The sequence below is a fragment of the Streptomyces sp. NPDC051913 genome (genome assembly GCF_044593635.1).
In the GTDB taxonomy this organism is placed as follows: Bacteria; Actinomycetota; Actinomycetes; order Streptomycetales; family Streptomycetaceae; genus Streptomyces.
In genome coordinates this window covers 233,235-259,558 of record NZ_JBIUCI010000015.1, presented here as the reverse complement: position 1 = coordinate 259,558, position 26,324 = coordinate 233,235, and the positions used below count along the sequence as shown (strand labels likewise).

28 protein-coding genes are annotated in these 26,324 nt (G+C 71.3%); 7 read left to right on the top strand and 21 right to left on the bottom strand.

Annotation, left to right across the window (positions count from 1 at the left end):
• Positions 1-117: 117 nt before the first annotated feature.
• Positions 118-1,284: an acyl-CoA dehydrogenase family protein gene (locus ACIHIX_RS36440; protein WP_399963922.1), complete on the bottom strand. Its 1,167-nt coding sequence runs from the start codon at positions 1,282-1,284 to the stop codon at positions 118-120.
• An 89-nt stretch (positions 1,285-1,373) separates the two neighbouring features.
• Between ACIHIX_RS36440 and ACIHIX_RS36435 the strand changes: the two genes are divergently transcribed.
• Positions 1,374-2,867, top strand: coding sequence for a class I adenylate-forming enzyme family protein (locus tag ACIHIX_RS36435; RefSeq protein ID WP_399963920.1), 1,494 nt, complete (start codon positions 1,374-1,376; stop codon positions 2,865-2,867).
• Positions 2,864-3,628, top strand: coding sequence for an SDR family NAD(P)-dependent oxidoreductase (locus ACIHIX_RS36430; protein ID WP_399963918.1), 765 nt, complete (start codon positions 2,864-2,866; stop codon positions 3,626-3,628). The genes ACIHIX_RS36435 and ACIHIX_RS36430 overlap by 4 nt, the downstream gene beginning before the upstream one ends.
• Before the next feature lie 88 nt (positions 3,629-3,716).
• On the opposite strand, the gene ACIHIX_RS36425 is transcribed toward ACIHIX_RS36430, so the two are convergent.
• The 5 genes from ACIHIX_RS36425 to ACIHIX_RS36405 all read right to left on the bottom strand — a co-directional run bounded on the left by ACIHIX_RS36425 (position 3,717) and on the right by ACIHIX_RS36405 (position 7,896).
• Entirely contained in the window at positions 3,717-4,961 is a 1,245-nt protein-coding gene (locus ACIHIX_RS36425) for an amidohydrolase family protein (protein ID WP_399963916.1), read from the bottom strand.
• Complete coding sequence (locus tag ACIHIX_RS36420) at positions 4,961-5,314, bottom strand: hypothetical protein (protein ID WP_399963914.1); 354 nt, start codon at positions 5,312-5,314, stop codon at positions 4,961-4,963. Before ACIHIX_RS36420 ends, ACIHIX_RS36425 begins: the two co-directional genes overlap by 1 nt.
• A 13-nt stretch (positions 5,315-5,327) precedes the next feature.
• Positions 5,328-6,596 carry an aromatic ring-hydroxylating dioxygenase subunit alpha gene (locus tag ACIHIX_RS36415; protein ID WP_399963912.1) on the bottom strand — a complete coding sequence of 423 codons (1,269 nt, stop codon included), beginning with the start codon at positions 6,594-6,596 and terminating at the stop codon, positions 5,328-5,330.
• A 71-nt stretch (positions 6,597-6,667) separates the two neighbouring features.
• Positions 6,668-7,525: an NAD(P)-dependent oxidoreductase gene (locus ACIHIX_RS36410; RefSeq protein WP_399963911.1), complete on the bottom strand. Its 858-nt coding sequence runs from the start codon at positions 7,523-7,525 to the stop codon at positions 6,668-6,670.
• Positions 7,522-7,896: a carboxymuconolactone decarboxylase family protein gene (locus ACIHIX_RS36405; RefSeq protein ID WP_399963909.1), complete on the bottom strand. Its 375-nt coding sequence runs from the start codon at positions 7,894-7,896 to the stop codon at positions 7,522-7,524. The genes ACIHIX_RS36410 and ACIHIX_RS36405 overlap by 4 nt, the downstream gene beginning before the upstream one ends.
• A gap of 127 nt (positions 7,897-8,023) precedes the next feature.
• On the opposite strand from ACIHIX_RS36405, the gene ACIHIX_RS36400 reads away from it, so the two are divergent.
• Genes ACIHIX_RS36400 through ACIHIX_RS36390 form a run of 3 tightly spaced genes read left to right on the top strand, consistent with a single transcriptional unit; the run spans position 8,024 to position 9,803 of the window.
• Complete coding sequence (locus ACIHIX_RS36400; protein ID WP_399963907.1) at positions 8,024-9,304, top strand: cytochrome P450; 1,281 nt, start codon at positions 8,024-8,026, stop codon at positions 9,302-9,304.
• Positions 9,301-9,489: a ferredoxin gene (locus tag ACIHIX_RS36395; RefSeq protein ID WP_399963905.1), complete on the top strand. Its 189-nt coding sequence runs from the start codon at positions 9,301-9,303 to the stop codon at positions 9,487-9,489. Before ACIHIX_RS36400 ends, ACIHIX_RS36395 begins: the two co-directional genes overlap by 4 nt.
• Positions 9,490-9,503: 14 nt before the next feature.
• Positions 9,504-9,803 (top strand): DUF1330 domain-containing protein, encoded by a 300-nt coding sequence (locus ACIHIX_RS36390; protein ID WP_399963903.1) that lies wholly within the window; start codon positions 9,504-9,506, stop codon positions 9,801-9,803.
• On the opposite strand, the gene ACIHIX_RS36385 is transcribed toward ACIHIX_RS36390, so the two are convergent.
• Genes ACIHIX_RS36385 through ACIHIX_RS36375 form a run of 3 tightly spaced genes read right to left on the bottom strand, consistent with a single transcriptional unit; the run spans position 9,793 to position 11,695 of the window.
• Positions 9,793-10,611, bottom strand: coding sequence for an SDR family oxidoreductase (locus ACIHIX_RS36385; protein ID WP_399963901.1), 819 nt, complete (start codon positions 10,609-10,611; stop codon positions 9,793-9,795). The genes ACIHIX_RS36390 and ACIHIX_RS36385 overlap by 11 nt on opposite strands.
• Positions 10,608-11,045: a VOC family protein gene (locus ACIHIX_RS36380; protein WP_399963899.1), complete on the bottom strand. Its 438-nt coding sequence runs from the start codon at positions 11,043-11,045 to the stop codon at positions 10,608-10,610. The genes ACIHIX_RS36385 and ACIHIX_RS36380 overlap by 4 nt, the downstream gene beginning before the upstream one ends.
• A complete protein-coding gene (locus ACIHIX_RS36375; protein ID WP_399963897.1) occupies positions 11,042-11,695 on the bottom strand; it encodes a TetR/AcrR family transcriptional regulator in 654 nt (217 codons plus the stop codon). Before ACIHIX_RS36375 ends, ACIHIX_RS36380 begins: the two co-directional genes overlap by 4 nt.
• Before the next feature lie 37 nt (positions 11,696-11,732).
• On the opposite strand from ACIHIX_RS36375, the gene ACIHIX_RS36370 reads away from it, so the two are divergent.
• Together ACIHIX_RS36370 and ACIHIX_RS36365 are read left to right on the top strand one after the other, a co-directional pair.
• Positions 11,733-13,028 carry an acyl-CoA dehydrogenase family protein gene (locus tag ACIHIX_RS36370; protein ID WP_399963895.1) on the top strand — a complete coding sequence of 432 codons (1,296 nt, stop codon included), beginning with the start codon at positions 11,733-11,735 and terminating at the stop codon, positions 13,026-13,028.
• A complete protein-coding gene (locus tag ACIHIX_RS36365; RefSeq protein ID WP_399963893.1) occupies positions 13,025-14,044 on the top strand; it encodes a phosphotransferase family protein in 1,020 nt (339 codons plus the stop codon). The genes ACIHIX_RS36370 and ACIHIX_RS36365 overlap by 4 nt, the downstream gene beginning before the upstream one ends.
• A 4-nt stretch (positions 14,045-14,048) precedes the next feature.
• Here the strand turns inward: ACIHIX_RS36365 and ACIHIX_RS36360 are convergent, their stop codons facing one another.
• The 12 genes from ACIHIX_RS36360 to ACIHIX_RS36305 form a co-directional block, all read right to left on the bottom strand.
• Entirely contained in the window at positions 14,049-15,197 is a 1,149-nt protein-coding gene (locus ACIHIX_RS36360) for an acyl-CoA dehydrogenase family protein (protein ID WP_399963890.1), read from the bottom strand.
• Entirely contained in the window at positions 15,197-16,333 is a 1,137-nt protein-coding gene (locus tag ACIHIX_RS36355) for a thiolase family protein (RefSeq protein ID WP_399963888.1), read from the bottom strand. The genes ACIHIX_RS36360 and ACIHIX_RS36355 overlap by 1 nt, the downstream gene beginning before the upstream one ends.
• Positions 16,318-17,118, bottom strand: coding sequence for an enoyl-CoA hydratase/isomerase family protein (locus ACIHIX_RS36350; protein WP_399963886.1), 801 nt, complete (start codon positions 17,116-17,118; stop codon positions 16,318-16,320). Before ACIHIX_RS36350 ends, ACIHIX_RS36355 begins: the two co-directional genes overlap by 16 nt.
• The gene (locus ACIHIX_RS36345) at positions 17,115-18,257 is read right to left on the bottom strand and encodes a CaiB/BaiF CoA transferase family protein (protein WP_399963884.1); all 1,143 of its coding nucleotides are present in this window, start codon (positions 18,255-18,257) and stop codon (positions 17,115-17,117) included. The genes ACIHIX_RS36350 and ACIHIX_RS36345 overlap by 4 nt, the downstream gene beginning before the upstream one ends.
• 383 nt (positions 18,258-18,640) lie before the next feature.
• Positions 18,641-19,399, bottom strand: a complete 759-nt coding sequence (locus tag ACIHIX_RS36340) for an SDR family NAD(P)-dependent oxidoreductase (protein WP_399963882.1) — start codon at positions 19,397-19,399, stop codon at positions 18,641-18,643.
• Positions 19,396-20,694 carry an amidohydrolase family protein gene (locus tag ACIHIX_RS36335; protein ID WP_399963880.1) on the bottom strand — a complete coding sequence of 433 codons (1,299 nt, stop codon included), beginning with the start codon at positions 20,692-20,694 and terminating at the stop codon, positions 19,396-19,398. Before ACIHIX_RS36335 ends, ACIHIX_RS36340 begins: the two co-directional genes overlap by 4 nt.
• A gap of 20 nt (positions 20,695-20,714) precedes the next feature.
• On the bottom strand, positions 20,715-21,029 hold the full coding sequence (locus tag ACIHIX_RS36330) for a hypothetical protein (protein ID WP_399963878.1): 315 nt from the start codon (positions 21,027-21,029) through the stop codon (positions 20,715-20,717).
• Entirely contained in the window at positions 20,995-21,384 is a 390-nt protein-coding gene (locus ACIHIX_RS36325) for a hypothetical protein (RefSeq protein WP_399963877.1), read from the bottom strand. The genes ACIHIX_RS36330 and ACIHIX_RS36325 overlap by 35 nt, the downstream gene beginning before the upstream one ends.
• The gene (locus tag ACIHIX_RS36320; RefSeq protein ID WP_399963875.1) at positions 21,381-22,088 is read right to left on the bottom strand and encodes an ABC transporter ATP-binding protein; all 708 of its coding nucleotides are present in this window, start codon (positions 22,086-22,088) and stop codon (positions 21,381-21,383) included. The genes ACIHIX_RS36325 and ACIHIX_RS36320 overlap by 4 nt, the downstream gene beginning before the upstream one ends.
• The gene (locus ACIHIX_RS36315) at positions 22,085-22,795 is read right to left on the bottom strand and encodes an ABC transporter ATP-binding protein (protein ID WP_399963873.1); all 711 of its coding nucleotides are present in this window, start codon (positions 22,793-22,795) and stop codon (positions 22,085-22,087) included. Before ACIHIX_RS36315 ends, ACIHIX_RS36320 begins: the two co-directional genes overlap by 4 nt.
• Entirely contained in the window at positions 22,773-24,887 is a 2,115-nt protein-coding gene (locus ACIHIX_RS36310; RefSeq protein WP_399963871.1) for an ABC transporter permease, read from the bottom strand. Before ACIHIX_RS36310 ends, ACIHIX_RS36315 begins: the two co-directional genes overlap by 23 nt.
• A gap of 9 nt (positions 24,888-24,896) precedes the next feature.
• Positions 24,897-26,285, bottom strand: coding sequence for an ABC transporter substrate-binding protein (locus tag ACIHIX_RS36305; protein ID WP_399963869.1), 1,389 nt, complete (start codon positions 26,283-26,285; stop codon positions 24,897-24,899).
• Positions 26,286-26,324: the final 39 nt, after the last annotated feature.

Genomic DNA, 26,324 nt, shown 5'->3' with positions numbered 1-26,324 from the left:
CCCCGATCTTCGACCTCGTCGACTACGGCGTCGTCGGCGACCTCTTCGACGTCGTCCCCGCCCTCACCGAAGAGGTCAAGGCCCGCAAGGGCTGACGCGGTACGGGGCTGCCCGGGGTCAGTAGGACCTGGGCAGCCCCAGCACGTGCTGGGACACGTAGTTGAGCACCATCTCCTGGCTGACCGGCGCGAGCCGCAGCAGCCGGGACTCACGGAAGTACCGCTCGACGTGGTACTCGCGGGCGTATCCCATCCCGCCCAGGGTCTGCACGGCCCGGTCGGCCGCCTGGAATCCCGCGTCGGCGCAGAGGAACTTGGCCATGTTGGCCTCGCGTCCGCAGTCCAGGCCGCGGTCGTAGCGCCAGGCCGCGTTGCGGGCCATGAGACGGGCCGCGTCCAGGCGCGTGAGGGCCTCGGCGAGCGGGAAGGCGATGCCCTGGTTCTGGCCGATGGGGCGGCCGAAGACGACACGGTCGCGGGCGTAGCGGGTCGCGGCGTCCAGTGCGGCCCTGCCGAGGCCGAGGGCTTCGTGGGCGAGCAGGATGCGCTCCGGGTTGAGACCGTCCAGCAGATAGCGGAAGCCCTCGCCCTCCTCACCGATCCTCGCGGATGCCGGTACGCGCAGGCCGTCGATGAAGATCTCGTTGGACGCCACGGCGTTGCGGCCCATCTTGGGGATCGGCCGGATGTCCATGGCGGTCCGGTCGACGTCGACGAGGAAGACGGAGATGCCCTGGGTCGCTCTGGCGACCTCGGCGCGGGGGGTGGTGCGGGCGAGGAGGACCATCTTCTGCGAGTCGCCGGCCTTGGTGATCCAGATCTTGCGGCCGTCGATGACGTAGTGGTCGCCGTCGCGGCGGGCGAACGTGGTGATGCTGGTGGTGTCGGTGCCGGCGTCGGGTTCGGTGACGCCGAAGCAGACGTGCAGGTCGCCGGTGGCGGCGTGCGGCAGGATCGTGCGGCGCAGTGCGTCGCTGCCGTGTCTGGCCAGGACGTTGAGGCCGAAGATGGTCAGGTGCATGGTGCTGCACCCGTTCATGCCGGCGCCGGAGGCCGCGACCTCCTCCAGGAGCAGCGAGGCCTCCAGGATGCCGAGTCCTCCCCCGCCGTACTCCTCGGGGACGGCGACGCCCAGCCAGCCCGCCTTGGCGAAGGCGTCGTAGAAGGCCCAGGGGAACTCCGCGCGCTCGTCCTGGCCGGCCCAGTACTCGGGGCCGAAGCCGGCGGCGAGTTCGCGGACTCCGGCCCGGATGTCCTCCTGCTGCTCAGTGAGTTCGAAATCCACGGACGCTCCCTGGAGAATGAGGTTTCCCTGTAAGTAGAATACCGTTCGCACCCGTGGAGAAACGTCCGTCGAGAAGAGAAGGCGTCGTCTTGAACATCGCGATGTTGCTCGACATGGCCGTGGCCGACGCCCCGGACCGGGTCGCGGTCGGCCCGCGCGACACCGGTATGACCCGTGCGCGGCTGAGGCGGCTCGCCGCCGGTGTGGCGACCGTCGTCCACCGCGCCGGGGCACGGGAGTTGCTGTACGCCGGGGTCAACGGTCCCGACTTCCCCGTGCTGTTGTTCGGTGCGGCGCTGGCGGGTGTGCCGCTCGTGCCGGTCAACTACCGCCTGTCGGAAGGGGCGTTGACCGCGCTGGTGGCCCACACCGAGAAACCGTTCGTGGTCGCCGACGGGTCGCTCACCGACACGTTCGCCGGTCTCGACGTCCGCACTCCCGAAGCACTCGTCGCACAGGCCCTGGCCGCGGAACCGGCCGCGGGTCCGATGGGCGACGCGGACGACCCGGCCGTGCTGCTGTTCACGAGCGGAACGACCGCCGCCCCCAAGGCTGCGGTTCTGCGGCACAGGCATCTGAGCAGTTACGTCCTCCAGACCGTGGAGTTCGCCTCGGCGGCCCCCGACGACGCCGTGCTGATGAGCGTTCCGCCCTATCACGTGGCGGGCGTGGGCTCGGTGATCAGCAACCTCTACGCCGGGCGGCGCATGGTGCACCTCGGTGCCTTCGAGCCCGGGGCCTGGCTGCGGCTGGTGCGCGCCGAGGAGATCACGTCCGCGATGGTCGTGCCGACGATGCTGGCCCGTGTGGTCGAGCACCTGGACGGGCGCCCGGCAAAGGTGCCGACGCTGCGGTCGATGGCGTACGGCGGCGCCCGGATGCCGCACACCGTCCTGGAGGCCGCCTTGCGAGCCTTCCCGGACACCGGGTTCACCAACGCCTACGGCCTCACCGAGACCAGCTCCACGATCGCGCTGCTGAGCCCCGACGACCACCGCGCCGCCCTGACGTCCGCCGACCCTGGGGTACGGGCGCGGCTGCGCTCGGCGGGGCGGATGGTGCCGGGGGTGGAGGCGGAGATCCGGGACGGGTCCGGCGCGGCCCAACCGGTCGGCGAGGTCGGTGAGTTGTGGGTGCGCGGGGCGCAGGTGTCCGGCGAGTACAAGGGTGCCGAGGCGCTGCTGGACGCGGACGGCTGGTTCCACACCCGCGATCTCGCCCGCTTCGACGCCGACGGCTATCTCTTCGTCGAAGGGCGGGCCGACGACACCATCATCCGGGGCGGGGAGAACATCGCCCCGGCCGAGGTGGAGGACGTCCTGCTGCGGCACGACGCGGTGCGCGAGGTGGCGGTCGTGGGCGTGCCGGACGAGGAGTGGGGCGAGCGGATCGCCGCGTTCGTGGTCGTCCACGCCGGGGTGGTGGTCGACGGCGAGGCGCTGCGCGCGTGGGTGCGGGGCCGGCTACGGGGCTCCAGGACACCGGACCTGGTCGTCTTCCGCGACGAACTCCCGTACACCCCCACCGGAAAGCTCCTGCGGCGCGAGCTGCTGACGACGATACGGAAGGCCGACCGCCGATGACCTCCTTCAGCCAACTCCATGACCTCACCGGCAAGGTGGCCGTGGTCACCGGCGGGTCCCGCGGCATCGGCCGGGCCATCGTGCGGACCCTGGCGGAGGCCGGCGCCGATGTGGTCGTCGCCTCACGCAAGGCCGAGGCGTGCCGGGCGGTGGCCGAGGAGGTACGGGCGTCGACGGGACGGCGGGCCGTGGGCATCGCCTGCCATGTCGGCCACTGGGACGACTGCGAGCGACTGGTCGCCGAAACCCTGACGGAGTTCGGCCGGCTCGACGTACTGGTCAACAACGCGGGCATGTCGCCGCTGTACGAGAGCCTCGACACGGTCACCGAGGAGCTCTACGACAAGACACTCGCCGTGAACCTGAAGGGCCCGTTCCGCCTGGCGGTCCTGGCGGCCAGGCACATGGCCGATCACGACGGCGGATCGATCATCAACATCGGCACGGCCGGCTCGCTCCTCGCCAGCGTCCACGAACTCCCCTACGCCTGCGCCAAGGCGGGCCTCAACGCCCTCACCGTCGGCCTGGCGGAGGCCTACGCCCCCAAGGTCCGCGTCAACGCCATCCTGCCGGGGCCGATCCGCACGGGCGCGCACGCGGAGTGGGAGGCGGAGGGGTTCGACGCGTCGTTCGTGCCGTTGGGGCGGTTGGGGGTGCCGGACGACGTTGCCCCGCTGGCGTTGCATTTCGCCAGCGGGGCGTCGGGTTTCACCACGGGGGCGATGGTGAGGGTGGACGGGGGGATCACGCGGAAGGTGTGAGGGGGCTGAGATGGGACGGCGGCTGCGGGTGCGTTGTGGTTGCTCGCGCCCACGCGGCGGAGCCGCACATTGACGCAGTCCCGCGCCCCTAGAGGGCGTATGCCTTGCCGCCCTTCATCACGAACCGGACGTCCTCGGTCACCGTGATGTCCGTCAGCGGGTTTCCGGGAACTCCGATCACGTCCGCCAACAAGCCCGGCTCCAACCGGCCCCTGTCGTCCGCGTCGATCAGGTCCGCCGCCACCGTCGTCGCCGCCCGGATCGCGCCGAGTGGGGTCATCCCTCTGTCCACCAGCGCCACCAGCTCCCGGGCGTTCTTGCCGTGCGGGATGGCCGGGGCGTCCGTGCCGCAGGCTATGCGGACGCCGCGTTCGACGGCCCGGGCGATCGTCGCCTTGGCGAGGGGGAAGACCTCTGCCGCCTTCGCCCGGAGCTCGGGGGCCGCCTTCGAGACGTCCATGCCGTCGGCTATGTAGGTCGTCGCCACCAGGAAGGTGCCCCGCTCGATCATCAGGTCCAGGGTCTCGTCGCTCGCCAGGAAGCCGTGTTCGACGCAGTCGATGCCCGCGTCGAGGGCGGCGCGGATCGTGCGGTCGCCCATGCAGTGGGCGGCGACCCTCAGGCCGGCGCGGTGGGCCTCGTCGACGACGGCGCGGAGTTCGTCGTCGGAGTACTGCTGGGCGCCGGCCGGCCCGGTGTGGGACATGATGCCGTTGGAGGCGCAGACCTTGATGACGCGTGCCCCGTGCTTGATCTGGTAGCGGACGGCCTTGCGGACCTCGTCGACGCCGTTGGCGATGCCCTCCTCCACGGTGAGGGGCATGATGTGCGGGGCGAACGCCTGGAACATGGTCGGGTCCAGGTGGCCGCCGGTCGGAGTGATGGCGTGCCCGGCCGGTACCACCCGTGGTCCCTCGATCCAGCCCAGGTCGATCGCCTTCTTCAGCGCCACGTCCAGCAGCAGCCCGCCGGTCTGCACGAACAGGCCGAGGTTCCGTACGGTCGTGAAGCCCGCGCGCAGCGTGCGGCGGGCGTTGGCGACGGCACGCAGGGCGCGTACGGCGGGGTCGTCCTGGACCGGGTTGAGCGGACTGCGGTGGTCGGGGCCGCCGAGCAGCAGGTTGACCTCCATGTCCATCAGGCCCGGCAGGAGGGTCAGATCGCCGAGGTCGATCTCCACCGTGTCCTCGGGGACCCGGGCCGGGGCGATCGCGGTGATGCGGTCGCCCTCGATCAACAGGTCGGCGGGGGTGACGAGTTCGCCCTTGTCGACATCGAGCATGCGGGCGGCGCGCAGCCGGACCGGCGGCTGCGGGGCGCGCGGGCGGGGCATCAGACGGCCGGTTCGAAAACGGCGTCGATGCTCGCGGCACCCGTGTCGGGAACCTTGGGCTGCCGCCAGGCCTCCACCGGGAAGGCGACGGTGACCAGGGCGCAGAAGGCCCACAGCAGGTGCTTGTCGGGTTCGCAGATGTCGTCCATGGAGACCTGCTGGAGATATGCGGTGCCGTCCCTGAGCAGCGGGAACGCCGTGGCGTAGAAGGCGTCGAGCTCGTCCATCGTGGACGCGATCCGCTTGGCGTAGCGGGCCTTCTCGGTGGGGATCGCCCAGTCCGCGAACGGCTCCAGGGCGGCGAACTCGGGCGGGAAGACGGGGGCCGTGGCCGGGTCCGTGTTCGGGTGCATGATGCGGGTCCTCCTAGGCCGTGCGCTGCTCGTGGTCGCGGACGTACTGGCGGGCGGTCTGATGCAGATGGCGCAGGAGCACCTCCTGGTCGTTGAGCGGGAACTCCCCCACCGCCCGCGATTCGAGCATGGTCTGCGTCGCCTCCAGGGTGTTGCCGTCCTGGAGGCCGTACTCCTTGAAGGAGACGACGGCCAGCTCCTGCTGGAGCCGCTGGAAGGCGTTCTCCGGCGGCACGAAGTAGCAGGTCGCCTCGAAGATGTGGCTGTTGTGGGCGGTCGGCCAGTAGTGGTACGTGAGCACCCAGTTGGGCCGCCAGATCAGCAGCATGAAGTTGGGGAAGAAGACGAAGGAATCCATGCCCCAGCGCTTGTCGCGGGTCGGGTTGACGGCCGGCGGCAGATCCTCGGTGGCGACGCCGATGTCCGGGAACTCCCAGGGGCCGAACAGCCCGCTGCGCAGGGCCCCTTCGATGGGTTTGACCATGGCGCGGTCGTGCGGCGGGGCGATGCCGCCCCAGGACGACACCATGCTGTGCGGGCCGTCGATGTCGTAGTGGAGGGCTTCGTAGCCGTACTTCTGGATCTTGCGGGCCTCCTCGGAGACGTACTGGCCCGCGTGCAGGATCGGCGCGTGGTAGAACTCGGCGAACGCGTCGATGAACAGCTTCCAGTTGGCGCCGATCTCGGCCCGGTACTTGTGGGCCTGCGTCATCTTGTGGAACGGGTAGCCCTCGATGCCCTGGGCGAACTCGCCCAGGTAGTCACGCAGGGGTGTGGTGTTGTCCGGGTCGAGGTTGACGAAGATGAACCCCTCCCACACCTCCGTCCGGACTTGCTTGAGCCCGTACCGGGACTTGTCGAGGTCGAAGAACTCCTGCTCCTGTTGGACGAAGGCGAGCTTGCCCTCCAGGTCGTAACGCCAGGCGTGGTACTTGCAGGTGAACTGGCGGCAGACGCCGCTGGTCTCCTCGCGTGGAAAGTCGTTCCACACCAGCTTGTTGCCGCGGTGCCGGCACACGTTGTGGAAGGCGCGCACTTCGTCGTCGGTGCCCCGCGCGACGATGACCGAGGTGCGGGCCGCGTCCAGTTCCTTGGTGAAGAAGCTGCCGCGCTTGGGCAGTTGCTCGATCCGGCCGACGTTCAGCCAGGTCCGCCGGAAGATCGCGTCGCGCTCGCGCTCGTAGTGCTCGGACGAGATGGAGTCCTCGTAACTGACCGGCTCCGTCCCGAGCTTGAGGTGTTCGGTCCAGCTGCCCGCTGCGGGCTTCTTGAAGTGCGCCATGAGGTCTGGTCCTCCAGTCGGCTGTACGGAGGAAGAGCGAGCGATAATCTCAGTCTCTCCGTGCGAGAATGCTATTCTCGCTTTTGTCGGAGCGTCAAGTACGGGTGGATGCGGGTGAAGTCCACCCCGGGCTCCGCCCGCGCGAACCGCTCCCACAGCACCCCGATCGCCTCGCCGACCGAGCCGCCCCACGCCCCCGACTCCCGCAGATAGAGCTGGACGTCCTTGTTCATCAGGGAGTTGGTGAAGCCGGCGGCGTAGTGGCCGGTCAGGACATGGCGGGGGAACTTGTCCTCGGTGGCGGCGCTGCGGCCGCTCGATCCGTTGAGGACGTCGAGCATGGTGGCCAGGTCGAGCCCGGCGGAGAGCCCGAACGCGACGGCCTCGCTGGTGGCGGCGAGGGTCGTGGCGGAGAGGAAGTTGTTGGCGAGCTTGAGGGCCTGGGCCATGCCGGGGGTGTCGCCGACGCGGTGGCGGCGGTCACCGAGGCCCGCCAGCACGTCGGCGACCTGGGCGCAGTCGTGGTCGGCGCCCGCGTACATGACGGTGAGGGTGCGGGCCTTCGCCCCGGCGACTCCGCCGGAGACCGGTGCGTCCACGTAGCCGACCTTCTCCCCGGCGAGCAGTGCGGCGACGGCCCGGGCGGCGGTCACGCCGATGGTCGAGGTGTCGACGACCTGACGGACGCGGCGCCCGTCCGCGGCGAGGATCGCGCGGGCGACCTGCTCGGAGGCGGCGCCGTCGGGGAGGCTGAGCACCAACGCCTGGGCACGGCGGGCGACCTCGGCGACCTCGTCGACGTAGACCGCCCCCTCGGGCGCCCGCGCGGGGCCCAGCGCGTCATGGGCCACCACCTCATGCCCGGCCGCGACGAGGTTCGCGGCCAGGACGGCGCCCATGTTGCCGAGGCCGACGAAACCGACCGTCACGCCTGCCTCCTGACCTCGGTGACGATCCGCCGGGCCGCGCTGCCGGCCGGGACACCGGCGTAGGCGGCGATCTGGAAGAGCAGTTCGTCGACCTCGGCGTCACTCACTCCGGCACGCGGCGCGCTGCCGGCATGGACGCGGAACTCCTCCGTGCGCCCCAGCGCGGCGGTCATCGCCAGGACGACGAGGCTGCGGTCGCGCGTACTCAGGGCACCACCGCGCGCCCAGACGCCCCACGCCGTAGCGGTGAGGTAGTCCTGGAACTCGACGGCCACGGGGTCGGGGTCGGCGGTGGCGGCATCGACATGGGCGTCGCCGAGCACGGCACGGCGTATGCCGCGTGCGGCGCCCAGCGCCTCGATCTCTTCCATGGGGCTCCTCAACACATACGAGAACGTCACTCTCACAAACCTACAAGCAAGATTCCAGCATTGGGAGAATTGTGCTACCGTCCCACGGCGTCAGGGTCCTTGAGCGCGACAGAGAGCCGAGCAGACCGTGGACGATTTCGAGGCGATCGACTTCTTCCGGGACGAGCGGGTCGTCGCGGACCCCTATCCCTACTTCGACGCCCTGCGCGGGCGTTGCCCGGTGCAGCGGGAGAGCCACCACGACGTGGTGATGGTGACCGGGTACGACGAGGCGGTGCAGGTCTACAACGACACCGACGCGTTCTCGGCGTGTGTCTCGGTGACCGGCCCGTTCCCGGGGTTCCCGGTGCCGCTGGAGGGCGACGACGTCAGCGAGCTCATCGAGCGGCACCGCGACGAACTGCCGATGAGCGACCAGCTCCCCACCATGGACCCACCCGTGCACACCGATCACCGCGCCCTGCTGATGCGGCTGATCACACCGAAGCGCCTCAAGGAGAACGAGGCGTCGATGTGGCATCTCGCCGACAGCCTGCTGGACACCTATCTCGCCCCGGGGAAGGGCGAGTTCATCGGGGGCTTCGCCGGGCCGTTCACGCTGCTCGTGATCGCCGACCTGCTCGGCGTGCCCGAGGAGGACCGCCAGGAGTTCATGGCCAAGCTCCAGCGCCGCCCGCAGACCGAGGCCGGGATCGGCAGCACGGGCGACGACACGTTGCACCACTCGCCGCTCCACTATCTGTACGGCCGTTTCACGACGTACATCGAGGAGCGTCGCCGCGAGCCGCGCGCGGACGTCCTGACGGGCCTGGCCACCGCGACCTTCCCGGACGGCTCGACCCCCGAGGTGGCGGATGTCGTCCGGGTCGCCGCCAACCTCTTCGCGGCGGGCCAGGAGACGACGGTCCGGCTGCTCAGCGCCGCGCTCCGGCTCATCGCCGAACAGCCGGAGCTGCAACGGCGGTTGCGTGCCGAGCGTGATCGCATCCCCGCCTTCGTCGAGGAGACGCTGCGCACGGAGAGCCCGGTCAAGGGCGACTTCCGGCTGTCGAAGGTGCCGACGGCGGTGGGCGGTGTCGACATTCCGGCCGGCACCACGGTGATGGTCCTCAACAGCGCGGCGAACCGTGATCCGCGCCAGTTCGAGAACCCTGCCGCCTTCGACCCGGGCCGGACCAACGTACGGCGCCATCTCGCGTTCGGGCGCGGTGTCCACTCCTGCCCCGGCGCCCCGCTCGCCCGCGCCGAGGCCCGGGTGACGCTCGAACGGCTGCTGGACCGCACCTCCGACATCCGGATCGCGGAGGGTACGCACGGTCCGGCCGGCGCCCGCCGCTACTCCTATGTCCCCACCTTCATCCTGCGCGGGCTCACCCATCTCGACCTGGAGTGGAGCGAGGCCCGATGAAGGTCACCGTCGACGACGAGCGCTGCCGGGGCCACGGCGTGTGCTGTTCGCTCTGCCCCGAGGTCTTCGACCTGAGCGAAGACGGCTACGCCGTCGCCCAAGTACCCCTCGTCCCGGTCGAGTTCGAGGACGCCGTGCGCTCCGCGGCCGGCATGTGCCCCGAGCGCGCCATCACCGTGCACTGACCACGAGGAGAGCCATGCCCAAGGCGTACGTCATCCTGACCGAGGCCGTGCGGGACCCGGCCGGCATGGCCGCGTACGGCCGGGCGGCCGCTCCCTCGATGGCGGAGGGCGGGGCCCGTGTCCTGGCGGTGGACACCGGTCCACAGGTGCTCGAAGGGGACTGGCACGGCGACCAGACCGTCGTTCTCGAATTCGAGTCGGTGGACGCGGCGCGCGCCTGGTACGCGTCCGCCGCCTACACGCGGGCGAAGCCCCTGCGGCAGGCGGCGGCCGACACCAACGCGGTGATCGTGACCGGGTTCGTCAGGCGCTAGCCAGCGCCGCCGACACACCGCCGTCCACCAGGACGTCCACCCCGGTCAGGAACGACGCCTCGTCGGAGAGCAGGAAGGCGACCACGGAGGCGAGCTCCTCGGGACGGCCCTCCCTGCCGAGCGCGGACCGGTCGACCAGCGCCTTCATCGAGGGATGCGCCGCCGCCTCCTGCCGCCCCTGCGGGGTGGCGACGACCCCCGGCGACACGGAACAGACCCGCGCCCCGGCCGGCCCGACCCGCGTCGCCTCGCGCCGCGCGAGGAGGTGGACGCCGCGCTTGGCCCAGCTGTAGGCCACGCCCGGGTCCTCCACCGACGGCCCGAGCGCCTCGTGGAGGCGGTCGAGGAAGCCCTCCTGGAGCGGGTCCGAAAGGACCGCGTCCGCCAGCGGGTTCGGCTCGCGGATCCCGATGTGGGCGGCCATCGAGGCGAAGTACACCGCCGCCGTCCCGCGCGTGGCGAGCGGGCGCAGCGCCCCGGCCAGCCGGGCCGTGCCGATCAGGTCCACCGTGAGGATGCGGCGCCAGTCGGCCATGGTCGGGGAGATGCCGGCCGCGTGGGCGACGGCCCGCAGCGGTCCGAGGGCGGCGGCCCGGTCGGCGAGGCCCGCGAGCCCGTCGGGATCGGTGATGTCGAGGACGTACGGCTCGACGGCCGCGCCCTGCCCCGACAGCGCCTCGGCCGCCTCCGTCACCGTCCGCTCGTCCAGGTCGACCAGCAGCAGCCGGTCCACCGTGCCGGTGAGCCGGCGGGCACACTCCCGGCCCATCCCCCGGCCCGCGCCGGTCACGATCCCCACGGTCGTCACGACGCCTCCCACAACTGCTCCAGCACCGGCTGGAGTTCACGGCTCACGAGCTCGACGAGCGGTCCGGTGCCGCTGCGGTGGAAGGCCCAGTACGGCGTCCCGTCGGGCCGTTTGCCTACGGCCTCGACCTGGTAGCCGCGTCGGGCGAGCTCGGCGGAGTCGCCCTTCACGTCGTCGGACCAGTAGCCGAGGTGGTGGAGGCCGGTCGCGTCCCACAGGGTGCCCGGGATGCGCCGGACGAGTTCCAGGCGGGGCGTCGTCGTCGAGTAGACGTTCCTGAGGTCGAGCACGGTGTCGCCGGTGGACAGGGTGACGTTGACGGACGCGCCCAGTTCGGCGCTCCACTCGTGGCCGAACACGGCCGTCAACTCGGCCTGCGCCAGGGCGAGATCCTCGACGACGAGACCGACGTGGAACTGATCGGCGGCCTTCATGGGCCCACCTCCTGATCGACGGTACGGAGCAGGAACCGCGTGACGTGGTCGACATCGGCCGGGGTGGGCCGTTCCCGTCGCCACAGGTGGTCCGCGAGCCTGCCCACGGCCGCGTGGGCGGCCAGGGACGCGTCCAACTCGGGGTTGTCACTGCCGAGTTCGGTGTACGGCGTGTACAGCAGCGTCGCGAGCATGCCCGCGGCCGAGGGCGGCCCGGCGAGGAAGCCCTCCGGCACGCTTCCGGCGTTCCACATCACGGCGAGGGTGGTGGCCGCGGTGTCGTCGTCCATGGCCTGGGCGAGGATGCCCTCGACCCAGCGGCGCACCTTGCCCCGGGGTGTGGGCTCCTTGGCCATCTGGTGGGTGAGGTAGCCGCACAGCCGCTCGGCACCGTCCTCCATGAGCGCGGCGACGAGGGCGTCCTTGGACCGGAAGTGCCGGTAGAAGGCCTCGTTCGAGAGCCCGGCCGCCGCGACGACGTCGGCCACACGCGGCCGGGAGGCCGTGCCACAGCCGCGCATCACTTTCAGCGCGGCGACGAGAAGCGCCCGCACCTCGGCCTGGTAGTGGGCTCCCCGGCTCTCCAGCGCACGCCGGGCGATCCGCTCGGCAACGTCGTTCCGTGACTGGGGAATTGTGTTCTCGTTCATGAGAACGCTATTCTGGCACTCGCCGGAAGGAGACACAATGTCGTGGGACTTCGAAACCGAACCTGAATTCCAGGCGCAGCTGGACTGGGCCGACCGCTTCGTGCGCGAGGAGGTCGAGCCCCTCGACCTCCTGTGGGACGGCCTCCAGTTCACCCCGCCCGACGCGAACCTCCGCCGGGTTCTCGACCCCCTGAAGAAGGAGGTGCGGGCGCGCCGGCTGTGGGCCACGCACCTCGGCCCGGAACTGGGCGGCGAAGGGCACGGACAGGTCAGGCTGTGCCTGCTCAACGAGATCCTGGGCCGCTCCTCCTGGGCGCCGATCGTCTTCGGCTGCCAGGCCCCGGACACGGGCAACGCCGAGATCCTCGCCCACTACGGCACGGACGCCCAGAAGGAGCGCTATCTGCGCCCCCTTCTCGACGGCGAGATCTTCTCCTGCTACTCGATGACGGAACCTCAGGCGGGCGCCGATCCCAAGGAGTTCACGACCCGCGCGGTGCGGGACGGCGACGACTGGGTCATCGACGGCTGGAAGTACTTCTCCTCCAACGCCAGGACCGCCGCCTTCCTCATCGTCATGGCGGTGACGGACCCGGACGGCGACCCCTACCGGAGCATGTCGATGTTCCTGGTCCCGGCCGACACCCCCGGCATCGTCATCGAGCGGAACGTGGCGCTGGCGGGCGAGCCGCAGGAGCGGGGCTCGCACGCGCTCGTCCACTACGAGGGCGTACGGGTCCCCGCCGACGCGCTGCTCGGCGGGGAGGGGCAGGCGTTCGTCATCGCGCAGACGCGGCTCGGCGGTGGGCGGATCCATCACGCGATGCGCACGATCGGCCTCGCGGGCAAGGCCTTCGACATGATGTGCGAGCGGGCGCTGAGCCGGCGGACGCAGGGCGGCAGGCTCGCCGACAAGCAGTTCGTGCAGGGCCACATAGCCGACTCGTGGGCGCAGCTCCAGCAGTTCCGGCTGACGGTGCTGCACACCGCGTGGAAGATCGACAAGTACAACGACTACCGGAAGGTCCGAAAGGACATCGCGATGGTCAAGGTGCTGCTCCCGGGCGTCCTGCACGACGTCGCGCACCGGGCGATCCAGGTGCACGGCGCGCTCGGTGTGAGCGGGGACATGCCGCTGTTCCGGATGCTGCTCGGGGCGAGTGTCCTCGGTATCGCCGACGGCCCGACCGAGGTGCACAAGGTGACGGTGGCCCGGCAGGTGCTGCGCGACCACAGGCCGAGCGAGGACCTGTGGCCCAGCGCCTACCTGCCCACGCGGGTCGCCGCCGCGCGCGCCAAGTACGCCGAGTTCCTGGAGGCGGACGCCCGATGATCGACGTCGAACGCCTGGCGGACTGGCTGGACGCGTCCGGCCTCCCCGGCAAGGGCGAGCCGGTCGAGCACCGGTACGTGTCCGGCGGCGCGCAGAACGAGATCTACGAGATCCGGCGCGGCGACCTCCACTGCGCCCTGCGCATTCCGCCGCCGACGGCGCCGGCCGCCCGCGACGAGGGGATCTTCCGGGAGTGGCGGATCATCGAGGCCCTGAACGGCACCGACGTACCACACACGGAGGCGGTCGCGGTCTGCACCGACCCGGCCGTGCTGGGCCGCACCTTCTATCTGATGGAGTTCGTCGACGGCTGGTCCCCCATGGGGCAGCGCGGCTGGCCGACGCCGTTCGACACCGATCTCCCCGCCCGGGCGGGGCTCGCGTACCAGCTCGCCGAAGGGGTGGCGCTGCTCGGCCGGGTCGACTGGAAGGCGAGGGGGCTGCACGACCTGGGCCGCCCGGAGGGCTTCCACGAGCGCCAGGTGGACCGCTGGAGCCGCTACCTGGAACGGGTCAAGGGCCGCGACCTCCCCGGCTTCGAGGTGGCGGCGGCCTGGCTGCGCGCCCACAAGCCGCTCGACTACGTGCCGGGGCTGATGCACGGCGACTACCAGTTCGCCAACGTCATGTACCGCGACGGCGCCCCGGCCCGGCTCGCGGCGATCGTCGACTGGGAGATGGGCACCGTCGGCGACCCCAAGCTCGACCTGGCCTGGATGCTCAGAGGCTGGCCGGAGGACACCAGCAGCCCCGAGGCGGCCTCGGCGCTGTACGTCGACCTCACCGGCATGCCGTCCCGCGACGCCCTGATCCGGCACTACGCGGAGGTGTCGGGCCGCCAGGTCGACGACATGGACTACTACGACGTCCTCGCCCAGTGGAAACTCGGCGTGGTCCTGGAACAGGGCTTCCAACGCGCCGGGGAAAACGTGAAGTTGCGAGCGTTCGGCCCGATGGTCCTGGACCTGATGAAGAGCGCGGCGGACCTGGCGGAGACGACGCGCTACGGGTCGTAGGCGCTCACAACCCCAGCGACTTCGCGATGATCACCTTCATGACCTCGCTGGTGCCGGCGTAGATGCGGGTGATGCGGGCGTCGGCGTACAGGCGGGAGATCGGGTACTCCGCCATGTAGCCGTAGCCGCCGAAGAGTTGGAGGCAGCGGTCGACGGCGCGGGCCTGCGTCTCGGTGCAGAAGAGCTTCACCCTCGCCGCGTCCGCGCCGGAGAGCTCACCGGCGACGAGTTCGAGGACCGCACGGTCCAGCAGGGCCTGCGCGGCCTCGACCTCGGCGGAGACGGCAGCAAGTTCGAACTTGGTGTTCTGAAAGGACGCGACGGGCTTCCCGAAGACCTGTCGCTCCCGGACGTAGTCGACGGTCGTGTCCAGCGCCGCCCGCGCCTGGGCCACCGAGCCCACCGCCACCGTCATGCGCTCCTGGGGGAGGTTGCGGCCCAGGTAGTGGAACGCGGCCCCCTCCTCGCCCAGGCGGTTGGACACCGGGACACGCACCTCGTCGAAGGCCAGTTCCACCGTGTCCTGGACCTTGATGCCCAGCTTGTCCAACACCCGGCCCCGGGTGAATCCGGGCATGCCGTCCTCCACGACCAGCAGGGTCAGCCCCGCCCGGCGGTTGCCGGGCTCGGTGGACGTGCGGGCGACGACGATGACCAGGTCGGCGAGCAGACCGCCGGTGATGAAGGTCTTCGCTCCGTTGAGTACGTACGTCTCACCGTCGCGTACCGCCGTCGTGCGGATGCCGGCCAGGTCCGAACCCGTTCCCGGTTCCGTCATGGCGATGGCCGTCAGCAGCTTCCCCGCCGCCAGACCGGGAAACCAGCGGGCGCGCTGTGCCTCATCGGCGTAGGCCAGGAAGTACGGCAGGATCACATCGAGTTGGGTGCGGACCGTGCCGAGGGTCACCAAGGCACGGGCGGCCTCCTCCTGGAGCACGACGTTGTAGCGGTAGTCCTCCCGGCCCGCTCCACCGTACTTCTCCGGGATCGCCATCCCCAACACGCCCAAGGAGCCGAGCTGTTCGAAGAACGAGCGTGGCACACGGCCTTCCCGCTCCCAGGCGGCGTACCGCGGCACCACCTCCCTGGCCACGAACTCCCTTACCAGCTTGCGGAAGTCCTCGTGTTCGCCGTCGGAGACATCGCGTCGCATCACACCCCCACAAGTTCGAGAAACGTGGCGTTGGCCGTGCCGCCGCCCTCGCACATGGTCTGGAGGCCGTAGCGGATGCCGTGGTCCCGCATGTGGTGGATCATGCGGGTCATCAGGACGGCCCCGGACGCGCCCAGCGGATGCCCGAGGGCGATGGCGCCGCCGAGGGGGTTGAGCAGGGCCGGGTCGGCGCCGGTCTCGGCGAGCCAGGCGAGCGGGACGGGCGCGAAGGCCTCGTTGACCTCGAAGACTCCGACCTCGGCCAACCCGACGCCCGCCTTGCGCAGCACCCTCTCCGTCGCGGGGATCGGGCCGGTGAGCATCAGCACCGGATCGGAACCGACGACCGCTCCCGCCCGGTAGTGCACGAGGGGCGTCAGTCCCAACTCCCGTGCCTTCTCCGGCGTGGTGACGAGGAGGGCCGCCGCTCCGTCCGAGATCTGCGAGGAGTTGCCGGCGTGGATCACCCCGTCCTCGCGGAACGCGGGCTTGAGCCCGCCGAGCCTCGCGACGGTACCGCCCCGCCGGACGCCCTCGTCGGCCGTCACCCCGGCCACCGGGACGAGCTGCGCGTCGAAGGCGCCCATGTCCTGTGCGGCGGCGGCCCGTTCGTGGGAGAGCAGCGCGTACTCGTCCAGCCGGGTCCGTGAGAGGGCCCACTTGCGCGCGATCATCTCGGCGGACAGGCCCTGGTCGAAGGTGAAGTCGTCGTAGCGTGCCAGGACACGCGGCCCGTACGGCGTTCCGCTCGCGCGTGCCGAGCCGAGCGGCACCCGGCTCATCACCTCGACGCCGCCCGCGACGACGAGGTCCTGCTGCCCGGACATCACGGCCTGTGCGGCGAAGTCCAGGGCCTGCTGGCTGGATCCGCAGGCCCGGTTGACCGTGGTGCCGGGGATCGACTCGGGCCAGCCCGCGGCGAGGACGGCGTACCTCCCGATGTTGCTCGACTGGTCGCCGACCTGGGAGACACAGCCCCAGACGACGTCGTCGACCAGCGCCGGGTCGAGGCCGGTGCGGGCGGCGAGGGCGTTCAGGACCAGGGCGGAGAGGTCGGCCGGATGGACCGCGGCCAGTCCCCCGCCCCGTCTGCCGACCGGGGTGCGGACGGCCTCGACGATCACTGCTGAGCGCATTCAGGGTCCTCCTGTCGGTGCCGGCGGCCGGTGAACCGTGGCTCCCGCCGCTCGGTGAACGCCGCGTAGGCCTCCCGTACGTCGGTCGTGGCGAGGTTGACCTGCTGGGCACGGGCCTCCGCGGCGAGCGCCTCACCCAGCGTGCGGTCGGTGTTCTCGTTGAGGAGCGCCTTGGTCTGGGCGAGCGCCACGGGCGGTCCGGCCGCAAGCCGGGCGACCAGCTCGGAGACGTAGTCGTCGATCTCCTCGTCCGGCACCACCCATGTGACGAGGTTCAGCGAGCTCGCCTCCGCCGCGTCGATCGGGTCGGCCAACAGGGCCAGTCTCCTGGCCTGTTGGAGTCCGGCGAGTTTCGGCAGCAGCCAGGTCCCGCCGCAGTCCGGGGACAGTCCGCGCCGTGTGAAGATCTGCGCGAAGCGGGACTCCGGAGTGGCCACGACCAGATCGCAGCCGAGGGCGAGGTTCCAGCCCGCGCCGACGGCGACGCCGGTCACCTTGGCGATCGTCGGGATCGGCAACTCGTGCAGCAGCAGGGCGACTTCGTTGAGGTCGCGGAGTTTGTCCTGGGGGTCCCTGGTGTCGGCGGCCTTGAGGTCGGCGCCCGAGCAGAACGCTCCCTGGGCGCCGGTGAGGACAAGGGCGCGTACGGCTCGGTCGTGGGCGATCTCCGTCAGTGCCGTCCGCAGCGCGTGCCACAGTTCGGCGTCGAGGGCGTTCTTGCGGTGCGGTCGGTTCAGGGTGAGGGTCCGCACGCCTGCGGTGTCACTGGACAGCAGCACGGTCACTCGCCCAACTCCTCGGCGCCCGTACCGAGTTCGGCGAGAATCCTGTGGGTGTGCTCGCCGAGGGCGGGAACGGCTCCCATCGGCATGTCGTAGCCCTTGATGACCGGCGGTGGCAGCAGCGCCGGTATCGGGCCGCCCGGGGTGTCGACGGTGCGCCAGCGGTCGCGGGCCGCCAGGTGCGGGTGGGCGAGGACTTCGGCGGGGGTGTTGTAGCGGGCGTTGCCGATACCCGCGTCGTCGGCGCGCCGCTGGACGTCGGCCAGGTCGTGCCGGGCGCACCAGGCGGCGATCGCCTCGTCCAGCAGGGCCCGGTGGGCGACCCGGCCCGGGTTGGTGCGCAGCCGTTCGTCGTCCGCGAGGTCGGGCCGGTCGAGGAGACCGCGGGCGAGGCGCTGCCACTCGCGGTCGTTGGTGGTGCCGAGGACGACCGTCCGGCCGTCCGCCGTGCGGTAGGCGCCGTACGGGGCGACGGCGGGCGAGCTCATGCCGATCGGCTGCTGTTCCGTGCCGGAGTGGCGGGTGTGGGTGAGGGGGTAGCCCATGAGTTCGGTCATCGTGTCGAACAGGCTCACCGCCACCGCCCCGCCACGACCGCCCCGGCGTTCGCCCGCGTACAGCAGCGCCACGACGGTCAGCGCCGTGTAGAGGCCGGCGCTGGCGTCCGCGATGGGCGGGCCCGGTTTGGCCGGTGCGCCGGGGTGACCGGTGATCGCGCAGACCCCTGACTCGGCCTGCACGAGGAGGTCGTAGGCGCGTTTGTGGGAGAGAGGGCCGCCCTGGCCGTAGCCGTCGATCTCGACCGCGATCAGGTCGGGGTGGCGGACGGCCAGGTCGTCGGGGGCGATGCCGAGTCTGGTGGTGGTGCCCGGGGTGAGGTTGGAGACCAGGACGTCGGCGCGGGCGAGGAGCCGGTGCAGGATCGCCATCCCGGCCGCGGACTTGAGGTCGAGGGCGAGCGACTCCTTGCCCCGGTTGGCCCAGACGAAGTGGGCGGCCTGGCCGTTGACCACGTCGTCGATGTGCCGCGCAGAGTCACCGCCGTCCGGGTTCTCCACCTTGATCACCCGGGCGCCGAGGTCGCACAGCACCCGGGTGCACAGCGGTGCGGAGACGGCCTGTTCGAGAGCGACGACAGTCACCCCCGCGAGCGGAGCACCGCCCGCCCCCGCCAGTGGCGCATCGCCCACCCCCACAGAACGAGCACCGGCCGGCCTCACAGAAGAGGCACCGGCCGCCCCCGCGAACGGAACACCAGCCGCCCCTGCCAGAGGCACACCGCCCACCCCCACAGAACAAGCACCCGCCGGCCTCACAGAACAAGCACCAGCCACCCCCGCGAACGGAACACCAGCCACCCCCGCCAGAGGCACACCGCCCACCCCCACAGAACGAGCACCCGCCGACCTCACAGAACAAGCACCAGCCGCCCCCGCGAACGGAACACCAGCCACCCCCGCCAGAGGCACACCGCCCGCCCCCGCCGGTGCAGCACCCGTCACCCCCGCCCGTGGATCCTCGGTCATCAGATCACCAGGCCGCCGTCGACCGGCAGGACCTGCCCGGTGACGAAGGACGCGGCGTCCGAGGCGAGGAAGACGAACGCGCCGGCCACCTCCTCGGGTTCGGCCCAGCGGCCGAGCGGGATGCGGGCCAGCATGGTCGCCGCGAACTTCTCGTTCGTGCGGATGGTCTCGGTCATCGGGGTGGCCGCGAGCGGGGCGAGGGCGTTCACCTTGATCTGTTTGCGTGCCAGTTCCCGCGCCAGGGACTTGGTCATGCCGATGATCGCGGCCTTGGCGGCGGAGTAGTCGACCTGGCCGAGGGTGCCGGTCAGGCCGGCCGACGAGGTGACGTTGATGATGCGTCCGGTGCCGTCGAGGGGGAGGAAGGGAAGCGCGGCCCGGGCGCAGGTGAAGGTGCCGAGGACATGGATGTCGAGGAGGCGGCGGAAGGCGTCCTCGGTCAGGTCGGGGAACATGGCCGGTGCGGTCACCCCGGCGTTGTTGACCAGGACGTGCAGCGTGCCGTCGGCCAGGGCCGCCGCCCGGGACACGGCCGCGTCGGCGGCGGTCCGGTCCCGTACGTCCAGGGGCGCGCTGTCCGCCGTACCGCCCGCGGCCGTGATCTTCCCGGCGACGGCCGCGGCGGCCGGGCCGTCCACGTCGGTGACGAGGACGGCGGCGCCCGCCGCGGCGAGGGCGTGGGCGACCGCGGCGCCGATGCCGCCGGCCGCCCCCGTCACCAGGGCCGAGCGGCCGGTGAGGTCGAACAGGCCCGTCACTTGGCCGCCGCCGCGACCGCCGCGCGCGCCCGGGCGCGGAAGGCCTCCAGCTTGTCCACCGGCTGCTGGAGCTGGCGGCTGCGGGGGCGGATACTGACGTCGTGGCCCTCGGCGGCCTTGCGGAGGGCGCCGACGGTGGCCCGCTCGCGCGGGACGTGGGCGAAGGGGTCGAAGGAGTACCAGCGCATCGCGTTCTCGTGGCTCATCCTCGCGATGTCGGCGTCCGGCACCTCGCAGGACGTCAGGACCTCGTGGAGCTGCTCGGGGGCATCGGGCCACAGGGAGTCGCTGTGGGGGTAGTCGCCCTCCCAGCAGATGTTGTCGATGCCGATCTCGTGCCGCAGCCTCACGCCGAGCCGGTCGGTGATGAAGCAGGTCAGGAAGTGCTCGCGGAAGACGTCGCTGGGCAGCTTGCCGCCGAAGTCCTGGAGGGTCCAGGTGGCGTGCATCTCGAAGGTGCGGTCCACGCGTTCCAGGAAGTACGGGATCCAGCCGGTGCCGCCCTCGGACAGGGCGATCCTCAGGTCGGGGTACTCCTTGAGGACGCGGGACCACAGGAGGTCGGCGGCGGCCTGGACGAGGTTGATCGGCTGGAGCGTGATCATCACGTCGGGAGGTGAGTCGACGGACGGGATGGCGAGCCGGCCGGAGGAGCCGATGTGTACCGACAGGACGGTGTTCGTGTCGCAGGCGGCCTGCCAGACCGGGTTCCAGTAGGGGTCGTGGAAGCTCGGGTAGCCGAGGGCGGCGGGGTTCTCCGGGAAGGTCATCGAGTGACAGCCCTTGGCGGCCACCCGCCGTATCTCGGCGGCGGTGAGCTCGGCGCTCCAGATGGCGGGCAGGGCCATCGGGATGAAGCGGCCGGGGTAGGCGCCGCACCACTCGTCGATGTGCCAGTCGTTGTACGCCCGCACCAGCGCGAGGGAGAAGTCGGAGTCCTCGGTGGCGAACATGCGGGCCGAGAAGCCGGGGAAGGAGGGGAAGTTCATCTGCGCGAGGACGCCGCCCGCGTTCATGTCCTTGACGCGTTCGTGGACGTCGTAGCAGCCGGGGCGGATCTCGTCCATGCCCTGGGGGTCGAGGCCGTACTCCTCCTTGGGCCGCCCGGCGACCGCGTTGAGTGCCGCGTTGCCGACCGTGTTGTCCCTGAACTGCCATACGTCGCTGCCGTCTTCGCGGTGGATCAGCTTCGGGGCGTCGTCGAGGTAGCGCTTGGGCAGGTGGTGCACGAAGAGGTCGGGCGGCTCGATGATGTGGTCGTCGACGCTGATGAGGATCAAGTCGTCCTTTTTCATGGGGGAATGCCTTTCCGTCGTCAGTCCGAGGCCGGGAGGGGTTTGGCGGCCTTGAGTGTCATGGGGCGGCCGTCGCAGGCGAGTTGGCCTGGACCGGGATGGGTGCAGAGCACCTCCAGGCCGTCGGCGGCGTCGGTGTAGCGCTTGCCGAGGAGGGTGACCGGCGCGCCGCCGCCGGTGGGCCCGGCCGGTGCCGTGGTGGCGGGGACCATCGGGGCGCCGCCGCAGGTGATCAGCGGTTGTCCGGCCGGTGCCCGGACCACGACCACACGGGTGCCGCACACCGTGCTGGCCAGCTGGTCACCGGGACGCAGCGTCGCTGCTGGTGAGGTCATGGTTCAGGTCCCTTTCGCACAGACGGTCGGCGAGCACGGCGAGGTCGTAGGACTGGCGGGCCATCCAGAACCGCAGGAAGCCGGTGAGCGAGTAGCGCAGGAACAGCGCGCCGCCCACGACGGTCCCGGCGATCCCGCCGAGGCCGAGGGCGAGGGCGTCGCGCTGGTCGAGCGGGTTCTGGGTGGCGTGCGAGACGAAGTACGCCGACCCTGCGAGGACCAGGCCGAGGATCATCAGGACGGCGCCCAGGCGCAGCCAGAGGGTGGTCCGGGCGGCGGCCGGATCGGGGATCTTCAGGTCGGCGAGGTCGCGGACGAAGCGGTCGGCCCTCGACTCACCTGCGGTTGTGGTCATGCGGAACTCCCCAGATAGAGGGCGGACAGTTCGGCGCGCAGCCCGGCGTCGGGGCTGCCCTGGCGTTCGACCCGGCCGCGGACGAGGACGGCTGCGTGGTCGGCGATGCCGAGGACGGCCGCCGCGAACTGCTCGACGACGAGGACGGCGACGCCCTGCCGGGCGATCTCGGCGACCTGTTCGTAGAGCCGGGAGACGACCAAGGGGGCGAGGCCCATGGACAGTTCGTCCAGGAGGAGGACGGCGGGGTCGGTGGCCAGGCCGCGGGCGAGGGCGAGCATCTGCTGTTCGCCGCCGGAGAGGGTCCCGGCCGCCTGTCCGGGCCGCCGGGCGAGAACGGGGAACCGGGCGAAGGCGGTCTCCGCTATCTCCTCCCGGCCGCGCCCGGTGAAGGTCATCATCAGGAGGTTGTCGCGCACCGACAGGTTGGGGAACACGCCCCGCCCCTCGGGGATCAGACAGATGCCGGCCCGGGCGAGGTCGCGGGGCTCGGCGCCGGTCATGTCCCGTCCGCCGAGCAGGAGTTGACCGGACAGTGCGGGATGGAGACCGGCCGCGACCCGCAAGGTGGTGGTCTTTCCGGCGCCGTTGGGTCCGAGCAGCGCGACGACCTGGCCGGCACCGACGGCCAGGTCCACCCCGTGCAGCACGGTGATGGCCTCGTGGGCGGCGCGGATGCCGCGCAGTTCGAGCAGGGCGTTCACGCGTCCCCCAAGTAGGCGGCCAGTACGGTCTCGTCACTGCGGATCACTTCGGGCGGTCCCACGGCGATGACCTTGCCGAGGTCGAGGACGTACACCTCGTCGCAGACGCTCATCACCAGCCCCATGTCGTGTTCGACGAGGACGACGGCCGTGCCGTCGTCGGCGAGGGACCGCAGCAGTGCCGCGAACCGTTCGGTCTCCTCGCCGTCCTGTCCGGCGGCGGGTTCGTCGAGGAGCAGCAGTGAAGGGTGTACGGCGAGGGCGCGGCCGACCTCGACGAGGCGGGCCACCCCGGTGGGCAGGGTGTCGGCGCCGGTGTCGGCGACGCCGGTGAGGCCGAGGCGTGCGAGGAGCTCGTCGGCGACCAGCGGGGCCCGTTTCCGCTCGGGGCCGAGTTCGGCGGCGACGAGAAGGTTGTCGCGAACGCTCAACCGGCCGAAGAGTTCCAGGCGTTGGAAGGTACGGGCCAGCCCGTGCCGCGAACGGCGGGCGGGCCCGAACCGGGTGACGTCCCGGCCGTCCAGGACGACCTTTCCGGTGGCCGGGCGACGCAGTCCGGAGACGACGTCGAACAGGGTGCTCTTGCCGGCTCCGTTGGGGCCGATGAGGCCGGTGATCCGGCCGCGGTCGGCGTGCAGCCCGACCCCGTCCAGCGCACGGTTGCCGCCGAAGGCGACGGTGACCTCACTCACCTCCAGCAGTGGCACGGGCCAGCACCTCCCCGTCCTGCGGACGCCAGGGACGTCGTACGCCCCACCACTCCACCGGTACGTCCGCCTCGGCCTTCGGCGCCTGCCGCGCGGCGGCCCAGCTCCGCAGGGCGTACGCCACGGCGAGCGAACCCAGCAGCAGCGTCCAGCCGTTGATCAGCCCGGCCAGCCGCAGGACCCAGCCGGTGGCGAGCGCGCCCGGCAGCAGGAGACGGGCGGCGCGGTCGCGGCCGAGGGGCTCCCATTCCTGCCGGAACCTGGAGATGAGCCCCTGCGGGCTGTGGCCCAGGCCCATCCCTGCCAGGGCGGGAAGGAGGCTGACGATGTTCTGGGTCCGGGCGGCCAGGCCGATCAGGAGGTTCGGGCCGAGGAAGGCCGTCCCCGCGAACAGGCCGAGGCCGACCGCGCCGAGGCCGCCGATCACCGCGACGAGGAAGATCGGGAGTCCGGCGACGAGGCTGAACTGGTCGGCGGTGATGGACCGTTGCTGCATGCCGTAAAGGGCGCCGCCGAGTCCGGCGACGCCCGCCGACAGCGCGAACACGAGCACCTTGGTGACCAGGAGGTTGCCGCCGAGCGTGGCGTAGGCCGCCTCACTGTCCCGCAGGGCGATCAGCCGGCGCCCGAAGCGGCCGCGGCGCAGCCGGGCGACGCCGAGGGAGGCGAGGCCCAGACAGACGGACGCGAGCACCGTCAGCTCGGCGGCGGAGTCCAGTCGTAGACCGAGGACGCTCGGCCCGGCCATCTCCACCGAGCCCTGGTCGAACAGTGCGACGCGCACACCGAGCACCGCGAAGGAGGGCAGGGTGAAGATCCACCGGTCGAGGACGACCGCGAACGCCGCTGTCCCCAGGGCGAGATACACGCCCGAGAAGCGCAGCGCGGGTACCGCGATCAGCGCTCCCGCCGCCGCCGACACGGCGATCGCGGCGAGCAGCGCCCACCACTGGCCGTGGGCGCCCAGGTGCCCCCACACCACGGCGCCGATGCCGGCCATGCTGAGCTGGCACAGGGAGATCTGCCCGGCGTATCCGGCCAGCGGGACGTAGGAGAGGGCGACGATGCCGAGCGAGAAGATCGGGCCGTACGTCGAGAGGTCCGCCTCGTCGAGCGTGGTGGCCAGCACGAGCGCGAACGCGACGGTGGCGGCGGCGAAGACGGCCGTGCCGCGCAGGGTGGGGGCCGGAACCGGGACGAGCCGTCGGTCGCGGCCGCGCAGCCGGGGGTGGCGGAAGACCAGCAGGGCGAGGAAGAGCAGCAGGGCGGGAGCGGCGAGGCGCAGGCCCGGCAGGTAGTCGTTCTGGGGGAGATAGCCGGTGAGGTAGCTCTCCAGGCAGCCCACGACGATCGCCCCGGCGAAGGTCAGGGGCAGACTGCGCAACCTGCCGAAGACCGCGGCCGTGTAGGCGCTGACGATCAGCAGGGACAGCTGGGAGGCGTCCAGGGCGACGGTCGGGGCGATCAATATGCCGCCGATCGCCGCGAGTTGGGTGCCGAGGATCCAGGCGGCCCGGCCGGCCCGGACCGGGTCGGCGCCGGTGAGGCAGGCCAGGTCGCGGTCGTCGACCGTGGCCCGCATCTCGGCGCCGGTGCGGGTGCGGTTGAGGAGGAACCAGAGTCCCGCCGCGACCGCCACGGCGACGGCCATGGTGAGGGCCTGGTGCCAGGTGACGGTGGCCGGGCCGATCCAGAAGGGGTCGCGGTCGGCGAAGAACACGCCCAGCGGGCGGGGGACGTTGGGGTCCCAGATCCAGCGGGCGGCGGCGATGGCGCCGCTGAGCAGCGCCACCGTCATCACCAGCCGTTCGGCCTCGCCGAGGCGCTGCACGGGCCGCATCAGCACCCGTTCCACGGCGAGGCCGAAGCCCGGTGCCAGTACGAGCAGCACCAGGGCCAGGGCCACCGGGACCGGCCGGCCCCAGCCGACGGTGAACTGCCAGTAGCAGAACGCCGCGAGCATGCCCGCCGCCCCGTGCGCGAGGTTGAAGACGCCGGTGGTGACGTAGGTGAGCACCAGTCCGCTGCCGATCACCGCGTACACGGCGGCGGTGCTCAGGCCGACGATCCCGAAGGTGAGGAACTGTTCCATCAGCTCACGTCACTTCACGTCGCTCATGCTCTTGCCGACGTCCGCGAGGGTGAGCGGCTTGCCGTAGTCCCCCTTGAACTTGTAGGCCGGGGCGTCACAGCGGTAGGCGCCCTCGGTGGGCTTGAAGTCGGCGGGCACCCAGCCCTTCGAGGTGGCCTTCTCCACGTTGAAGCAGGTCAGCGGGGCGTCGGAGGTGCTGAGGTCGACGGGGGCGAGCAGGCCGCCGCCGGTCCACGCCGACTCCTCGCGGGCCGTCTCGACGACGCAGGTGCGGGTGAGCGCGTCGCCGCAGCTCTTGGCCGACTCGGCGAACAGCAGCCAGGCCGCGAAGCCGCGTACGGCGGGCAGGGTGACCTGGGCGTCGGGGGCGTACTTCTTGAACAGGTCGACGACCTGCTGGGTGGCGGGGTTGTCGGCGGCCTTCTCCAGGGGGTACACCCCGCTCAGATCGGCGAGGTTGTTCTGGAAGTCCAGGGACGTGGCGGCGAGTTGGAGGAAGGCAGGTCCGTAGGAGTTGTTGTTGGCGTCGATCCAGTCGAGCTTGTACTTCATGCCGGTCAGGACCTGCTCCAGCTTGGCCAGCTGGACGAAGTCCCCGTTGAAGATCAGGCCCTTGACGCCCTTGCTCTTGATGGCCTGGGCGTACGGCGTCCAGTCGGAGACGCCCTGGGCGGGGTAGAGGTCCTTGTAGATGATCTTCGCGCCGGCTGCCTGGAGGCCTTCGTGTGCCTCGGCGTTGATGACCTTGGTGACCGGGGAGTCGCCGCCGATCGTGCCGACGGCCTTCGCCGAGGCCGGGTAGCCCTCCTTGAGGAGCCAGGTGTAGTACCCGGCGTAACGGTTGTAGGAGGCGCCGCCGGTGGCGTTGAGCTGCAGGTCGGAGCCGTTGTTCTGGACCTGGCTGACCTGCGCGGGGAAGTCGGGCAGCGTGCACTCCAGGCGGTCCTTGACGCCCAGGGCGTCCAGCGCCGCGCCGCCGCCGACCAGCGCGAAGTCCTCCTTGCAGGCCTCCAGCATCCGCTGGCGGACCTCCATCAGCCTGGTGTCGTGGGTGGTGGCGACGAGCTTGCGGCCGTTGATGCCGCCGGCCGCGTTGCACCAGGACGTGAACACCTTCGCGGCGTCCACGAACTCGGACTTCTTGGTGAAGCCGAGGTCGGTGAAGACCCCGAGCTTGATCTCGTCGGCGGTGACGCCCTGCGCGGGCGCGCTCTTCGCCGTACCGCCCCCGCACACGCCCTTGAGGTCGCCGAAGTCGCCGGACGCCGCCTGCTGTGCGGCCTTGGTGGGGGTGCCGTCGCCGGCGTCGGACTCACCGGCGTCGTCATGGCCGCCGCATCCGGCGACGGCGAGCAGTGCGGCCGCCGCAAGGGCGGCGGGGATTGCCTGGACTCTCACGGGGTTGCCTCCTAGGTGCCGTCCCCGAATGGCCGGTGG

Bases quoted from the DNA above. Each gene is read 5' to 3' on its own strand.
- ACIHIX_RS36360 (WP_399963890.1), bottom strand. From the start codon at position 15,197: ATGCGACGCGATGTCTCCGACGGCGAACACGAGGACTTCCGCAAGCTG.
- ACIHIX_RS36425 (WP_399963916.1), bottom strand. From the start codon at position 4,961: ATGCCCCGCCCGCGCGCCCCGCAGCCGCCGGTCCGGCTGCGCGCCGCC.
- ACIHIX_RS36395 (WP_399963905.1), top strand. From the start codon at position 9,301: ATGAAGGTCACCGTCGACGACGAGCGCTGCCGGGGCCACGGCGTGTGC.
- ACIHIX_RS36380 (WP_399963899.1), bottom strand. From the start codon at position 11,045: ATGAAGGCCGCCGATCAGTTCCACGTCGGTCTCGTCGTCGAGGATCTC.
- ACIHIX_RS36370 (WP_399963895.1), top strand. From the start codon at position 11,733: ATGTCGTGGGACTTCGAAACCGAACCTGAATTCCAGGCGCAGCTGGAC.
- ACIHIX_RS36365 (WP_399963893.1), top strand. From the start codon at position 13,025: ATGATCGACGTCGAACGCCTGGCGGACTGGCTGGACGCGTCCGGCCTC.
- ACIHIX_RS36330 (WP_399963878.1), bottom strand. From the start codon at position 21,029: ATGACCTCACCAGCAGCGACGCTGCGTCCCGGTGACCAGCTGGCCAGC.
- ACIHIX_RS36430 (WP_399963918.1), top strand. From the start codon at position 2,864: ATGACCTCCTTCAGCCAACTCCATGACCTCACCGGCAAGGTGGCCGTG.
- ACIHIX_RS36325 (WP_399963877.1), bottom strand. From the start codon at position 21,384: ATGACCACAACCGCAGGTGAGTCGAGGGCCGACCGCTTCGTCCGCGAC.
- ACIHIX_RS36375 (WP_399963897.1), bottom strand. From the start codon at position 11,695: ATGAACGAGAACACAATTCCCCAGTCACGGAACGACGTTGCCGAGCGG.
- ACIHIX_RS36310 (WP_399963871.1), bottom strand. From the start codon at position 24,887: ATGGAACAGTTCCTCACCTTCGGGATCGTCGGCCTGAGCACCGCCGCC.
- ACIHIX_RS36415 (WP_399963912.1), bottom strand. From the start codon at position 6,596: ATGGCGCACTTCAAGAAGCCCGCAGCGGGCAGCTGGACCGAACACCTC.
- ACIHIX_RS36335 (WP_399963880.1), bottom strand. From the start codon at position 20,694: ATGAAAAAGGACGACTTGATCCTCATCAGCGTCGACGACCACATCATC.
- ACIHIX_RS36355 (WP_399963888.1), bottom strand. From the start codon at position 16,333: ATGCGCTCAGCAGTGATCGTCGAGGCCGTCCGCACCCCGGTCGGCAGA.
- ACIHIX_RS36390 (WP_399963903.1), top strand. From the start codon at position 9,504: ATGCCCAAGGCGTACGTCATCCTGACCGAGGCCGTGCGGGACCCGGCC.
- ACIHIX_RS36420 (WP_399963914.1), bottom strand. From the start codon at position 5,314: ATGCACCCGAACACGGACCCGGCCACGGCCCCCGTCTTCCCGCCCGAG.
- ACIHIX_RS36405 (WP_399963909.1), bottom strand. From the start codon at position 7,896: ATGGAAGAGATCGAGGCGCTGGGCGCCGCACGCGGCATACGCCGTGCC.